Annotated in this window: 14 protein-coding genes; 6 read left to right on the forward strand and 8 right to left on the reverse strand. The window is 69.8% G+C overall.

The features are described 5' to 3' along the window. Positions 1-23: 23 nt before the first annotated feature. Positions 24-1274: a cytochrome P450 gene (locus ACN27E_RS12545; RefSeq protein ID WP_422749472.1), complete on the forward strand. Its 1251-nt coding sequence runs from the start codon at positions 24-26 to the stop codon at positions 1272-1274. Here the strand turns inward: ACN27E_RS12545 and ACN27E_RS12550 are convergent. Then, complete coding sequence (locus tag ACN27E_RS12550) at positions 1240-1905, reverse strand: TetR/AcrR family transcriptional regulator (RefSeq protein WP_422749474.1); 666 nt, start codon at positions 1903-1905, stop codon at positions 1240-1242. The genes ACN27E_RS12545 and ACN27E_RS12550 overlap by 35 nt on opposite strands. A gap of 89 nt (positions 1906-1994) precedes the next feature. On the opposite strand from ACN27E_RS12550, the gene ACN27E_RS12555 reads away from it, so the two are divergent. Both ACN27E_RS12555 and ACN27E_RS12560 read left to right on the forward strand, forming a co-directional pair. Next, a complete protein-coding gene (locus ACN27E_RS12555) occupies positions 1995-3599 on the forward strand; it encodes an MFS transporter (protein WP_422749476.1) in 1605 nt (534 codons plus the stop codon). Positions 3600-3663: 64 nt separating this feature from the next. Then, positions 3664-4326, forward strand: coding sequence for an aspartate/glutamate racemase family protein (locus ACN27E_RS12560; protein ID WP_422749478.1), 663 nt, complete (start codon positions 3664-3666; stop codon positions 4324-4326). On the opposite strand, the gene mftG is transcribed toward ACN27E_RS12560, so the two are convergent. The 7 genes from mftG to mftA all read right to left on the reverse strand — a co-directional run bounded on the left by mftG (position 4316) and on the right by mftA (position 10821). Beyond that, entirely contained in the window at positions 4316-5749 is a 1434-nt protein-coding gene (gene mftG / locus ACN27E_RS12565) for a mycofactocin system GMC family oxidoreductase MftG (protein WP_422749480.1), read from the reverse strand. The genes ACN27E_RS12560 and mftG overlap by 11 nt on opposite strands. A gap of 6 nt (positions 5750-5755) precedes the next feature. Then, entirely contained in the window at positions 5756-7168 is a 1413-nt protein-coding gene (gene mftF / locus ACN27E_RS12570; protein ID WP_422749482.1) for a mycofactocin biosynthesis glycosyltransferase MftF, read from the reverse strand. Next, on the reverse strand, positions 7165-7908 hold the full coding sequence (mftE, locus tag ACN27E_RS12575; RefSeq protein WP_422749484.1) for a mycofactocin biosynthesis peptidyl-dipeptidase MftE: 744 nt from the start codon (positions 7906-7908) through the stop codon (positions 7165-7167). The genes mftF and mftE overlap by 4 nt, the downstream gene beginning before the upstream one ends. A 123-nt stretch (positions 7909-8031) precedes the next feature. Beyond that, positions 8032-9225 carry a pre-mycofactocin synthase MftD gene (gene mftD, locus ACN27E_RS12580; protein WP_422749486.1) on the reverse strand — a complete coding sequence of 398 codons (1194 nt, stop codon included), beginning with the start codon at positions 9223-9225 and terminating at the stop codon, positions 8032-8034. 2 nt (positions 9226-9227) lie between these two features. Then, on the reverse strand, positions 9228-10427 hold the full coding sequence (gene mftC, locus ACN27E_RS12585) for a mycofactocin radical SAM maturase (protein WP_422749488.1): 1200 nt from the start codon (positions 10425-10427) through the stop codon (positions 9228-9230). Further along, complete coding sequence (gene mftB / locus ACN27E_RS12590) at positions 10424-10741, reverse strand: mycofactocin biosynthesis chaperone MftB (protein ID WP_422749490.1); 318 nt, start codon at positions 10739-10741, stop codon at positions 10424-10426. Before mftB ends, mftC begins: the two co-directional genes overlap by 4 nt. Next, positions 10726-10821: a mycofactocin precursor MftA gene (mftA, locus tag ACN27E_RS12595; RefSeq protein ID WP_422749492.1), complete on the reverse strand. Its 96-nt coding sequence runs from the start codon at positions 10819-10821 to the stop codon at positions 10726-10728. Before mftA ends, mftB begins: the two co-directional genes overlap by 16 nt. A 93-nt stretch (positions 10822-10914) precedes the next feature. Between mftA and mftR the strand changes: the two genes are divergently transcribed. The 3 genes from mftR (at position 10915) to ACN27E_RS12610 (ending at position 13398) form a co-directional block, all read left to right on the forward strand. After that, entirely contained in the window at positions 10915-11523 is a 609-nt protein-coding gene (mftR, locus tag ACN27E_RS12600; RefSeq protein ID WP_422749494.1) for a mycofactocin system transcriptional regulator, read from the forward strand. A 79-nt stretch (positions 11524-11602) separates the two neighbouring features. Then, on the forward strand, positions 11603-12121 hold the full coding sequence (locus ACN27E_RS12605; protein WP_422749495.1) for an RNA polymerase sigma factor: 519 nt from the start codon (positions 11603-11605) through the stop codon (positions 12119-12121). After that, the gene (locus tag ACN27E_RS12610) at positions 12118-13398 is read left to right on the forward strand and encodes a VOC family protein (RefSeq protein WP_422749497.1); all 1281 of its coding nucleotides are present in this window, start codon (positions 12118-12120) and stop codon (positions 13396-13398) included. The genes ACN27E_RS12605 and ACN27E_RS12610 overlap by 4 nt, the downstream gene beginning before the upstream one ends. Positions 13399-13418 lie beyond the last annotated feature (20 nt).

Here is a 13418-nt window from a genome sequence, read left to right on the forward strand (position 1 = left end):
CGACGAGTCACCGAAGGAGTCGCATGAGCACGCCCACGATGGATGACGCGGCCCGGGTCCTGGCCGACCCGACGGCCTACGCCGACGACGACCGGCTGCACCGCGCGCTGGCGCATCTGCGGGCGCACAACCCGGTGGCCTACGTCGACAATCCGCCGTATCGGCCGTTCTGGGCGATCACCCGCCACGAGGACATCATGGCGATCGAACGCGCCAACGACCTCTTCCTGTCCGAACCGCGTCCGCTGCTCGCCGCCGCGGAGGCCGACGATCTGATGAAGGCGCAGATGGAAGCCGGCATCGGCCTGCGCACCCTGATCCACATGGACGATCCGCACCACCGCAAGGTGCGGGCCATCGGCGCCGACTGGTTCCGCCCGAAGGCGATGCGGGCACTCAAGGTGCGGGTCGACGAGCTGGCCAAGCGCTACGTCGACCGGATGCGCGACATCGGGCCGGAATGCGATTTCGTCACCGACATCGCCGTGCAGTTCCCGCTATACGTGATCATGTCGCTGCTCGGCCTACCCGAGGAGGACTACGGCCGCATGCACATGCTCACCCAGGAGATGTTCGGCGGCGACGACGAGGAGTTCCAGCGGGGTAAGGCCCCCGAGGACATGCTGGCGGTGCTGGCCGACTTCTTCAACTACTTCGCGACCCTGACCGCCTCACGCCGGCAGACCCCGACCGAGGACCTCGCCTCGGCGATCGCCAACGGGCGCATCGACGGAGAACCGTTGAATGACATGGACACCGCGTCCTACTACGTCATCGTCGCCAGCGCCGGCCACGACACCACCAAGGACGCCATCTCCGGCGGACTTCACGCGCTGATCGAGAACCCGGGTGAGTTGAACCGGCTGCGTCGCGAACCCGCGCTCATGGGCACCGCCGTCGAGGAGATGATCCGGTGGTCGACGCCGGTCAAGGAGTTCATGCGGACCGCGGCGCAGGACACCGAGGTGCGCGGCGTGCCGATCGCCAAGGGCGAATCCGTCTATCTCGCATACGTTTCCGGCAACCGCGACGAAGACGTCTTCGACGACCCGTTCCGTTTCGACGTCGGTCGCGACCCGAACAAGCATCTGTCGTTCGGCTACGGCGTCCATTTCTGTCTGGGCGCCGCGCTGGCCCGGATGGAGATGAACAGCCTGTTCACCGAGCTGATCCCCCGCCTGGAGTCGATCGAGCTGGCCGGACCGGCGGAACTGACGGCAACCACCTTCGTCGGGGGCTTCAAACACCTGCCGGTGCGGTACTCGGTGCGCTGACGCCACCGGGGCGGCCGTGCACCGCCAGGAAACCGTCGACCGCGGCCTCGGCACAGGCCGCGTAGTCGAAGTCGGCCAGGGTGCTCAGCCGCCCGAGGATCAGCGGCCCGATCAGCAGCGCGATGACCTCGATGCGATCCAGCCGACCCAGATCGAGGCCGTCGGCGTTCGGCCCGTCGAAGATGGCGTCGAACGGCGCCGAATACAACTGCAGGATCCGTTCGCGCAGGGTGCCCACCGCGCCGCCGGCACCGCCCTGACCGGCGTCGCGCACCTCGGCCCACGGTCCCAGATCGGGGCCTGAGGCCAGCCACGTCATCGCGGCCAGCGTCGTGGGGACCTCGGCGATCGCCTCGGCCCAGCCGGCCACCACGGCGATCAGCTGACCGCGCAGATCGCCCTCCTCGGGGGGCATGGGCGCCGGCTGCAGCAGACTCAGGAACGCGGCGGCCAGCAGATCGTTCGCGCTGGCGAAGTGCCGGTACAGGGTCGCCCTGGCCACGTTGGATGTCCGGGTCACCGCGTCGATGGTGACGGCGCTCGGACCGCCGGCCCGCAACAGCGTCGTCGCCGCCTCGAGCAGCCGCGCCCGCGAGCGGGCGGGCCTCGGGTCACCCGACACGTCCGACATCGTTTGCATCGTCTCCTCGGCGGGTAACAGAACTGATCGTCTCGGTACGAGACCGTCGGTCTCGGACCAACCCGAGCCCCGGAGGGCACATGGCGAAGACCTTGACCCGGCCCGATCAGCCTACCGACTCCGAGATGGCGCAACTGTCGTCCCGCGCCCGGATCTGGCTGCTCACGGTGGCCTGCCTCGACGTGCTGATGGTGATCGCGTCGATGGTCGCGCTCAATGCGGCCCTGCCCGACATCGCGCTGGAAACCGCGGCGACCCAGACCCAGCTGACGTGGGTGGTCGACGGCTACACCCTGGTGCTGGCCTGCCTGCTGCTGCCGGCGGGCGCCATCGGCGACCGGTACGGCCGCCGGGGGGCGCTGCTGGCCGGCCTGGTGATCTTCGGTCTGGCGTCGGTCGCGCCGGTATTCTTCGACAGTCCGCTGCAGCTCATCATCGCCCGCGCGGTCGCCGGAGCCGGCGCCGCCTTCATCATGCCCGCGACCCTGTCCCTGTTGACCGCGGCATTCCCCAAATCCGAACGCAACAAGGCGGTCGGCATCTGGGCCGGGGTCGCGGGCTCGGGTGCGGTGGTCGGATTTCTCGGCACCGGCACGCTGCTGCACTTCTTCGCGTGGGAATCGGTGTTCTGGGCCTTCGCCGGAGCGAGCGTGCTGCTGCTGGGCTTGACCTTGACCATCCGCTCGTCGCGCGACCCCCGGCGCACCCCGGTCGACTGGCTGGGCGGCCTGCTCGTCGCGGCGGCGGTCGCGGTGTTCGTATTCGGCGTCATCGAGGCGCCGGCCCGCGGGTGGTCGGACCCGACGGTCTGGGGATGCATGGCCGGGGGAATCGCGCTGGCCGCGGCGTTCGCCGTCGTGCAGTTGCGGCGCAACCATCCACTGCTCGACATCCGGCTGTTCAAGCGCACGGACTTCACCACCGGCGCAGTCGGGATCACGTGCCTGTTCGCCGCCAACTTCGGCTTCTTCTTCGTGATCATGCAGTACATGCAGCTGGTGCTCGAATACAGCGCGCTGCAAACCGCTTTCGCGCTCGTGCCCCTGGCCATCCCCGTCCTGCTGCTCGGCGCCAGCACACACCTGTGGCTGCCCCGGATCGGTCTGCGCTCGGCGGTGACGATCGGCCTGGTCCTCATCGCCGCCGGACTGCTGTGCATGCGCACCCTGGCCATCGAATCGTCGTTCCTCGACCTGGCCTGGCCGCTGCTGATCGTCAGCGCCGGGATCGGGCTGTGCACCGCGCCGACCACCTCGGCGATCATGGGCGCGGTACCCGACGACAAACAGGGCGTCGCCTCGGCGGTCAACGACACGACCCGGGAGGTGGGGGCGGCCCTGGGTATCGCCGCGGCAGGGTCGGTGCTGGCCGCGCAGTATCAGCACCTCCTCACCCCGGTGGTCGCCTCGCTTCCCGACGCCGTCCGAGGTCCGGCGCTCGACTCGCTGGCCCAGGCACTCGCGGTGGCCGAACGGTCCGGACCCGCGGGGGCGCAGCTGGCCACCCAGGCGCAGACCGCCTTCCTGTCCGCCATGGACGTGTCGATGACCGTGCTGGCGGTGGCCCTCCTCGTCGCCGGTGTGTTCATCGGGATGTGGTCGCCGGGACGCGACGGCCGCCAGCTTCGTGCGATCCGCCGATGGCGGTCGATCCCGCGTGCGCGCCGACTCGCTCGGATGAACTGACGGCCGGGCCGCGTCGTCGCGTCGTCGGCAAGGCCCGGGTCCGCGGCGCGGCTATCCTGGCGGGGTGCGGCTGCTGCTGGTGAACCCCAACACGACTGCGTCGATGACCTCGGCGATCGCCGCGGGTGCCGCCGCCGCGGCCGGTCCGGGCACCGTCGTGGAGGCCGTCAACCCCGTCGAGGGCCCGACGAGCATCGAGAACGACGCTGACGAAACCCGTTGTGTACCGCACCTTCTCGACGTCCTTCGGGATGCGCGGTCGCGCGAGTCCGGGCGCCGGCCCGATGCGTACGTGATCGCGTGTTTCGGCGATCCCGGCCTGGACGAGGCGCGAGCTCTGCTCGACGTGCCGGTGCTCGGTATCGCGCAGGCGGCGATGCATGCCGCGGCGCTGTCGGCGGGCAGCTTCTCGGTGGTCACCTCGATGTCGGCGACCGTCCCGCGGGCCTGGGAGCTCGCCGAGAACTACACACCGCACCAGTGTCTGGGTGCGCACGCCTGCGACATCCCCGTCTTGCGCATCGATGCCGACCCCCACACCATCGACCCCATCGGCGATCTGTGCGAGCAGGCCCTGCGCGAGGACCGGAGTCGGTCGATCGTCCTGGGGTGTGCCGCGATGGCCCGCTTCGCCGCGCCGCTGCGGGAGCGACTCGGGGTGCCGGTCTTCGACGGAGTGGCCTCGGCCACCCGCCTGGCCGAGGCGCTCGCCCCCCTCAGTCGCTGACGAATTCGGCCGCACGGTGCCCGATCATGGTGATCGTTGCGTGCGGACCACGGCTGGTGATGGCGGGCATGATGGATCCGTCCACCACCCACAGCCCCTCGACACCCTTTACCCGGCAACGGCTGTCGAGCACCGCGGCCGCGTCGTCGTCGGCGCCCATCGGGGCGGTGCCGGCGAGGTGCTGGGACGTCGACCACGCCGGCTCCCCGAATTCGACTGTGCCACGGACGATGTCGCGGGCGACCTCGGCACCGTCGGCGAGGTCGGCGAGGTCGGCGGCCACACTGTCGTAGCGGTGCTCGATCAACGGCGGCACCGCCGGGTCGGCGGAGAAGAGGGTCAGCCGTCCGCGGGACCTCGGCCGCATCAGAGCGACCCCGATGTGCGGCCTGTCCAGCGCATCGTTGCGCGTGCCGAGCACCATGGCCTCGAAACCCGATGTGTACGGCCGTATCTCGATTCCGGCGCCGGTGGCGAGCAGCGCTTCCAGCGGCGGTAAGCCGTGGGTGGGCGACCAGCCCACCGGGATCACCCATTCGGGATGGTCGACCGTCGAGGTGCCGACCGGCAGGTCGGAGCACACCCCGATGCCCAACGCGCGCAACTGATCCGCCGGACCGACCCCGGAGAGCAGAAGTAGCTGGGCGCTACCGATGGCACCGGCGGACAGCACGATCCGGTCCGCCCGGAGCAGCACCGGACCGTCGGGACCGGTGCACTCGACGCCGACCGCCCGACCGTTGTCGACCCGCACCCGCAGCGCCCGGGTATCCGGCATCAGGGTGAGGTTGCGCCGGCCGAGAGCCGGGGTGAGGAACGCCCCACCCGGGCCTACCCGGGTACCGCTGTCGACGTTCAGCGGAACCGCGCCGACGCCCGCCGGCAGCGGTGCCATCGAGTCGCCACCGGACAGATCGTCGACCCAGCGGTGTCCGGCGGCCTGGGCCGCGTCGACGAAGGACGCGGTACAGCCGTCGAATTCGCGAACCCGGCGGACGGTGATCGGGCCGCTGTCCCCGTGCAGCGGGCCGGCGAAGTCCACGTCGGTTTCAATGGCCCGGAAGTGCGGCAGGACCTCGGTCCAGGACCAGCCGGGCAGACCCCACCCGTCGAAGTCGGTGGGCAGCCCACGGCAGAAATAGCCGCCGTTGACCGCACCGGAACCGCCCACCACCGCACCGCGCATGATCTGGGTGTGGCGCGGCGGCGAGTCGGTCAGGGTGGTGGTGTAGTGGCGCACCACGGCGCTGGCGTGGCCGATCGGCAGCCGCAGGCCGTCGCTGATCTGGGCGGCGACCCGCGGGTCGGTCGGCGCGGGTCCGGCGTCGAGCACGGTCACCTGGCGGCCCGGATCGGCGGAAAGACGTTCGGCCAGGACCGATCCCGCGCTTCCCGCGCCGACGATCAGCACATCGCCGGACAACGCTGTCTAGGTCCGGATCTGCGGTTTGAGGGCGCCGAGGTGGCGTTCACGCACCACACCGGTCCACAACCCCAGGCCGTAGGCGATGTCGTCGAGGCGCCGCAACAGCAGATAGGTCGGCAGGCTGACCTGTTTGGTGTCATCGTCGGCGTTGCCGTGCCGGGCCGCCCAGTCGACCACACCGTCCACCACGGCTGCCACCAGCAGGGTTTGGCGACAGCGTCGCGACAGCACCGCCGCCAGCAGGGCGATCGGCCAATAGTGCCGGCACAGTGCCGAGGCCAGTTGCAGTGCTGCCGACCACAATCCCCGGGCGGCGACGGCGGCGACCTGTTTGGGCTCGGTGTGCACCGGCCGCAGTGAATTGGCCACCCGGCGCGCGGTGAAAGCCGCCACGAGCACCGATGCCAGATAGCCCAGGCCTGAGCCCATCGCCATCAACACCCAGACCACCAGCGTCCAGCCAGAGATCACCAGCGGGGCGGTCTTACCCGGGTGCCGAACCGACAGCGGTGCCGCGGACTCCCCGTAGAACGCCTTGCGGAGGAACCATTCCCGCAGATCGGTTCGGTGTTCGTGCGCGACCAGTGCAATCGGTTCGTAGCGCAGCCGGGCGCTCGCCTCCACCAGCCGCCAGCACAGATCCACGTCCTCACCGCTGCGCAACGACTCGTCGAACCCACCGACCTCCTCGAGGGCCCGGCGCCGGCAGATGATCGCGGCGCTCGGCACATACGACACCGGACCGTAGGGCACCACGGGCGCCTCGCGCTGACCGAGGTCCAGTGAGGACCGGACCGCCTCGTAACGGGCGAGCAGACCGTCGGCCGGCTGCAGACCGACGATCCGCGGGGCGACCAGGGCGACGGCCGGATCGCAGAAGTGCCCGAGCAGCGCTTCCAGCCAGCCACGGCGCGGAACCACGTCCGAATCCAGGAAGGCGATGTAATCGGTCCTGCACTCCGCGGTCCCGGTGTTGCGTGCCGCGGCCGGCCCCCGGCTCTGCTCGTGTCGCAAAACGGTGACGTCGCAATGCACTTCGCCGAAGTCACCGGGCCGCACCGGTACCGCCGAGCCATCGTCGACGATGATCACCCGCAGTCCGCGCAATGCGGACAGCAGCCGCTGCAGGCCTGCCGGGTTGTCGCGGACCGGTATCACCACGGTGACGTCGCGATGCGACGGACCGCTCGCCGGGCGCGGATGGGCGACCGTGGCGTCGAGCAGGGTGCGGGCCAATTGCGCGCTCTGCGCGTCGTGGACTTCGAGACGTCCGCTGGTGAGCATGGTCTGCGCGGCCGGCGCGAGCTTGAGCAGGCGCGTGGGCGAACCGCCGAGCAACGCCGCACCCTCGCCGAGCACCTTGACCCGCCGATCCACCTGAACCGCGAAGCCGTCGGGCAGTCGTGGCCCGGTCACCTCAGCATCCCATCAGGGCCGGGTGTCCACCGGGAGATCCTTCCGGCGCAGCCCTGCACCATCTCGGCGAAGATCCGGGCGCCCTCGGCGGCGGTCGCCGTGGTCGGATCGCCGAGCACACCCAGCTCGCTGACCGCCGCGACACCACCCCGGCGCATCTTCGGAAGCAGTTCACTCAGCGGTGCGGTGTTGCCGCGCTCCCACACCTCGGCCTTGACGTCCGACGGCGAGATGTACAGCAGAACAGACGTTTCGGTGTGTCCGGCGTGCGGATCGGAGTCCTCTGCCGCACACGGGCACCAGGTGGCGTCGCGACCTTCGGCACGAAGCAGCGCCGTCGCGGCCGTCAGCGCGTCGACGTTGCCGCCGTGGCCGTTGACGAACACCAGGCGCGACGCCCAGTTCATCGCCGAGCGGCCGAACTCGACCAGCACCGCCCGCAGCGCGTCGGTGCCGATCGAGATGGTCCCCGCAAACCCCTCGTGTTCGCCGCTGGCGCCGTAGCCGATCGGCGGGGCGAGCAACCAGTCGGCTCCGCCCGTCCCGGTCAACAGACCGGCCGCGGCGCCGGCGACCGCCGACGCGATGCGGGTATCGGTGTCCAACGGCAGGTGGGGACCGTGTTGTTCGGTCGAACCCACTGGAACGATCAACGCCGACGAAGTACTGCGCAGCTGCCTCGACGTCGAGTTCCCAAGCTCGTTGGGGTAAGCCACCCGCCGATGGTAAGCCGAATTCACCAGGCATGCGCCGATTGTTGGCGCAACCGCCGGAATTGATTTCGGTTCCGGTCGCCTGCCCCGTCGTCGACGGTCACGTCAGCCCCGTCCGCCACCTCCGTCACAAAAGGGCGGTACCCGCGGTTACGCCTCGCCGGCGGCCGGAACGCCCAGCGCTCGGATGAAACCGTCCGGCACCAGCACGTCGCCGGGTCCCAGATCGTGGACCGACGCGCGGCCGAGCCCCATCAGTGCCGAGTCGATGCCGCCGCGCAGGATGTCGAGCACGTTCTCCACACCGGTCTGGCCCTCGGCGGCGAGTCCCCACAGATAGGCCCGGCCGATCATCACCGCGCGAGCACCCAGGGCGAGGGCCTTGACGACGTCGCTGCCACGCCGGATGCCGCCGTCGAGCAGCACCTCGACCTGATCTCCGACGGCATCGGCGATGACCGGCAGGGCGCGGATCGACGCCGGGGTGCCGTCCAGGTTGTTACCGCCGTGGTTGGACACCGAGATCGCCGAAACACCCGCATCCACAGCATGTTTGGCGTCGTCGACGCGCATCACGCCCTTGAGCATGAACGGCCCGCCCCAGAGGTCGCGCAACCAGGCGACATCCTCCCAGGTCGGCGGTGGTGTGCCCATCCACTCGCCGTAGGCGTGGAAGAACGGCGGGCCGGCCTCGCCCGCGGCGGCCTGATTGGGCACCGACAGCGCCGGGGGGCGCATGGTCCTGGCCCACTGCAGGAACCAACGCGGCCGGGTCAGGACCTCCGGACTCATCTTCACGATGGTCTTGACGTCCATCTTCTCGGGAATCTTCGGGCTACCCCAGTCGCGGCCGTGGGAGAAACTCCAGTCGGTGGTCAGGATCAACCCGGCGGCGCCGGCGGCGCGGGCCCGTTCCACCCGGGCTGCGATCGCATCGCGGTCACCGAGCCAGTAGATCTGGAAGAACAGCTTCGGGTTGGCGGCGATGACCTCTTCGATCGGCTTGCTGGCGAACGAGGACAGACCCATGGCCGTACCCCGGGCGGCGGCGGCCCGCGCCACCGCGACCTCCCCGTCGGGGTGTACCGCCTGCACACCGGTCGGCGAGATCAGCACGGGCAGCGAGATCTCCTGTCCCATAACGGTGGTGGCCAGATCGCGCTTGGCGAGGGCACCGATGACGTGCGGGGCGAAGCCGATCTCGTTGAAGGCCTCGTTGTTGCCGTTGACGGTGAGCCCCTTCTCGCTGCCACCGATCAACGCGCCGTACGCGGACTTGGGAAGCCGCTTGCGCGCACGTTCCTGCGCGATCGAAACGGTTTCGAACCACTTGTCGCGGGCCATGGTCACACCGGACTTTCGTCACACAGCCGAGCGGGCGGCTTGGTCAGCAGTTTGAGCGGGATGGGACCCTTCCGCCCACCACTGCGGGAGTGGTCGACACTGGGCTTGGGCTTGTCCCGCTCGGCCGCCAGTGCGGGTGCGCCGTAGCCCTCGACGCACTCCGGATCGGGTCCGTCGAGCGGGAGACCGGTGAAGAACTTGGCCGCCATGCAGCCGCCGCGGCAGGCGTCATAGTGTCCACAGCCACTGCAGGCCCCCGCCGACTGCGGCTCGCGCAGCTCGCGGAACAGCGGCGCGTTCTGCCACACGTGCTGAAAACCCGATCCAGAACCGTTGTCCGAGAGAATGTTCCCGGCCAGGAACTTGTCATGGATGGCGAACGGGCACGCATACACGTCGCCGACCGGATCGATCAGGCAGACCACCCGGCCGGCGCCGCAGAGGTTCAGACCGGCCAGTGCGCCCGGTGCGCCGAGGCCGGACAGGTGGAAGAACGAATCTCCGGTCAGTACCCGCTCACCCTTGGCGACCAGCCAGTCGTAGAGCTGCACCTGCTGTTCGGCGGTGGGGTGCAGTTCGTCCCAGACGTCGGCGCCGCGACCGGAGGGCCGCAGGCGGGTGATGCGCAGAGTAGCGCCGTAGCGATCGGCGAGCGCCTTGAAGTCGTCGAGCTGTCCGACGTTGTGGCGAGTGACCACCACCGAGATCTTGGCGTCGCGGAATCCGGCTGCGGCCAGGTTCTCCAGGGCGCGTACGGCCATCGCGAACGATCCCTCGCCGCGGACCGCGTCGTTGACGTCGGCGGTCGCGCCGTCGAGCGAGATCTGGACGTCGACGTAATCGCTGGCGGCCAGCTTCCTGGCGACCTCGGGGGTGATCCGCACGCCGTTGGTCGAGAACTTCACCCCGACGTGGTGGGCGGTGGCATAGTCCACCAACTCCCAGAAGTCCGGTCGCACAGTCGGTTCGCCGCCACCGATGTTGACGTAGAAGACCTGCATGCGTTCGAGTTCGTCGATGATGTCCTTGCACTGCTGAGTGGACAGCTCGCGCGGATCGCGTTTGCCCGAGGCCGACAGGCAGTGCACGCACGCCAGATTGCAGGCGTAGGTCAGTTCCCAGGTCAGACAGATCGGGGCATCGAGCCCTCGCTCGAACTGATCGACCAGGCGTGGGACGGGCGCCGGGACTACGGCGGTCATGGGTTCTCCTCGCGGACCAGCATGTTGGATGTCACCAGCACGCCGAGTGCGTGCAGATAGGGGCTCGCGGCTGCGTCGTCGACTCCGGCCGCCCGGCAGGCCGATCGGGCGTCGGGGTGCTCGGCGAGCGAGTTCACCACCTCGACGATCGTGCGGTTCTTCAGGAATGACAGCTTGCGCGTCCCGAAGTGGTAGAGCAGCGCCCCGAACGGCTCCGGGCGCACCGCCACCTGAGGGTGCAGCCGCCAGGCGACGTCCGGGTCGAAGCCCACCGCTTCGGGATGCGCGACAGCCACGGTCAGTAGACCCCGCACATACCGTCGATCGACACCTCTTCCACGAGGGTCTCGCTGACCAGTTCGTTGTCGGATTCGACGTGCTGGTTGGGCTCCATGTTCGCTGCCTTTCGTCGCGTAGGGTCGCACTGAAGTGTGACCTAGATCGCCAACAATATGGCATCGAGTGCCGAAACGGAAGGGCGGATCCCATGCGCCAACGATCCGCGCCCCGGGTCGGGCGGCGCCCGTCCACCACCCAGGACCACATCGCCGGTGTCGCGCTGGACCTGTTCGCCGCCCGTGGCTTCGACGAGGTGAGCGTCGACGACGTCGCCTCGGCGGCCGGGATCGCGCGCCGCACGCTGTTCCGGTACTACCCCACCAAGAACGCCATCCCGTGGGGCGACTTCGACGCCCACCTCGAGCACATGCGCGAGCTGCTCGACGGGGTCGACCCGCAGGTTCCCATCGGGCTTGCCCTGCGCGCTGCGCTGTTGGCGTTCAACGACTTCGACGAGGCGGAGACCGCCAGGCACCGCCAACGGATGCGCGTCATCCTGCAGACCGACGCGCTGCAGGCGCACTCGATGACGATGTACGCCGGCTGGCGGGGGGTGATCGCGTCGTTCGTCGCCCACCGGATGGGCGTTCAGGTCTCCGACCTGGTGCCCCAGACCGTCGCGTGGACCATGCTGGGCGTGGCGTTGTCGGCCTACGAACGGTGGCTCGCCGACGAGTCGGTGTCGCTGCCCCGGCTGCTGGCCGACGCCTTCGACACGGTCAGCGACGGGCTGCGGGCCCTCGACGACATCCGCTGAACAAGCCCGCCGACAAGCCTGCTGAAAAAATCCGCCCAACGGGCGTCGGAGTTCCGGCCCGCGCGGCGACGATAGGGATGTGAGCGCCGAACCTGACGGCGACGACGCTCCGCGGACCCTGTTGGCGCTCTACGACGAAGCTCTGCCGGTCGTCTACGGCTACTTCGTCAGACGCTGCCCGGACCGCGGGACCGCCGAGGACCTGACGTCGGAGACCTTCCTGGCGGCGATGGACGCCGCCAGGAGGGAGCCGTCGCCGCCGTTGAGCCTGCCGTGGCTGATCGGGGTGGCCCGGCACAAGCTGGCCGATCACTACCGGCGCCGGCACGACCGGTTCAGCGTGCCGGTGCCGGAGGTGCCCGAATCCGGCGCCGTCGAGGACGATTGGGACGCCGAGCTGGACCGCATCGTCGCCGAGAGCGTGCTCGCCCGGTTGCCCGAACCGCACCGCATCGTGCTGGCGTTGCGCTACCTCGACGACTGCTCGGTGCCCGAGTGCGCCCGGCTCATCGGCCGCACGGTGCACGCCACCGAAGCGCTGCTGGTCCGGGCTCGCCGCGCATTCCGGTCGCACTATCCGGAGGGAGGGCACCCATGACCGACCGCGATCCGATGACCGTGCTGCACGGCGGCGACCAACCGGTGCATCCCTCCCCCGCATTCGCCGCGGCGCTGCGGGCCCGCCTGGAGTCCGCGCTGCGGATGCCCGATCGAACAGGAGAAATCGAGATGAGCGGAACCGACACCGCGATCGCCGACGTGACTGCCGCTCCGTGGGCTGCGGCTTCGAATCCGAGGCCTGCCGCGCTGCCCTACCTCGCGGTGGCCGACGCGCGTGCGGCGATCGACTGGTACGTCGACGTGTTCGGCGCAACGGTCCGCGGGGCGCCGATCGTCATGGACGACGGACGCATCGGCCATGCCGAACTCGAGCTCGCCGGCGGGGTGTTCTACCTCGCCGACGAATACCCTGAGATCGGACTCAGAGCGCCTGCCGCCCAACGGGTCTCGGTGAGCCTGATGCTGGCGGTGCCCGACACCGACACCGCGCTGCGGCGAGCCCGCGAACGCGGCGCGCAGGTGCAGCGCGAGCCGTACGAGAATTACGGGGCCCGCTCGGCCGCGATCATCGACCCGTTCGGCCATCGCTGGATGCTCAGCGGACCGCTCACCGCAGCGGTCACGCCCATCCAGCACGGCGACGTCGGCGCCGTGACGCTGTGGACGCCCGACGCCGATCGCGCGGCGGCGTTCTACGGTCATGTCCTGGGCTGGGTGTACGACCGGGATTCCGCTCGGGTCACCAACGTGGGACAGCGCATCGGCATCCGCGACGGCGGCGAGCGCAGCACACTGGTCTGCTGCTACGCGGTGACCGATCTGAATGCCGCGCGGGATTCGATCGCGGCCGGCGGCGGAACGGCCGGCACCGTCGCGGACACGGACTTCGGCACCGTGCTCGAGGCCGTCGACGCGCAAGGTCTGCCGTTCGCGGTCTACGAGCCGGCCGGCGACCTCCCCCGTCCCGAACTGAACGGCTCGGGGTCCGGGGAGCTGTCCTACATCACCCACGAGGTGGCCGATTCGGCGCTGTTCCGGCAGTTCTACAGTCGGCTGCTGTTCTGGACCTTCTCCGGCGGCCGCATCGAGGATGGCTGGCAGGTCGACGACTGCCGTCCGATGACGGGCATGGCCGGTGGCTCGACCTCGGCGGTGACCGTGCCGATGTGGACGGTCGCCGAGATCGATGAGGCGGTGCGACGGGTCACCGAGGCCGGGGGCGTGGTGCTGCAGACCCCCGCGCGGCAGCCCTACGGGCTGATGGCCGAATGCACCGACGACCAGGGCGGGCGCTTCTACCTCGGCCAGTTCTGAGGCCCGCCTTTTCGCGGGAA

Origin of the sequence: Mycobacterium sp. WMMD1722 (genome assembly GCF_049315205.1) — a bacterium.
GTDB lineage: Bacteria > Actinomycetota > Actinomycetes > Mycobacteriales > Mycobacteriaceae > Mycobacterium.

Excerpts from the sequence above, each read along its gene's own strand:
- ACN27E_RS12555 (WP_422749476.1), top strand. The coding sequence starts at position 1,995 with ATGGCGAAGACCTTGACCCGGCCCGATCAGCCTACCGACTCCGAGATG.
- ACN27E_RS12550 (WP_422749474.1), bottom strand. The coding sequence starts at position 1,905 with ATGTCGGACGTGTCGGGTGACCCGAGGCCCGCCCGCTCGCGGGCGCGG.
- ACN27E_RS12545 (WP_422749472.1), top strand. The coding sequence starts at position 24 with ATGAGCACGCCCACGATGGATGACGCGGCCCGGGTCCTGGCCGACCCG.
- mftD (WP_422749486.1), bottom strand. The coding sequence starts at position 9,225 with ATGGCCCGCGACAAGTGGTTCGAAACCGTTTCGATCGCGCAGGAACGT.
- mftC (WP_422749488.1), bottom strand. The coding sequence starts at position 10,427 with ATGACCGCCGTAGTCCCGGCGCCCGTCCCACGCCTGGTCGATCAGTTC.
- ACN27E_RS12610 (WP_422749497.1), top strand. The coding sequence starts at position 12,118 with ATGACCGACCGCGATCCGATGACCGTGCTGCACGGCGGCGACCAACCG.
- mftA (WP_422749492.1), bottom strand. The coding sequence starts at position 10,821 with ATGGAGCCCAACCAGCACGTCGAATCCGACAACGAACTGGTCAGCGAG.
- mftR (WP_422749494.1), top strand. The coding sequence starts at position 10,915 with ATGCGCCAACGATCCGCGCCCCGGGTCGGGCGGCGCCCGTCCACCACC.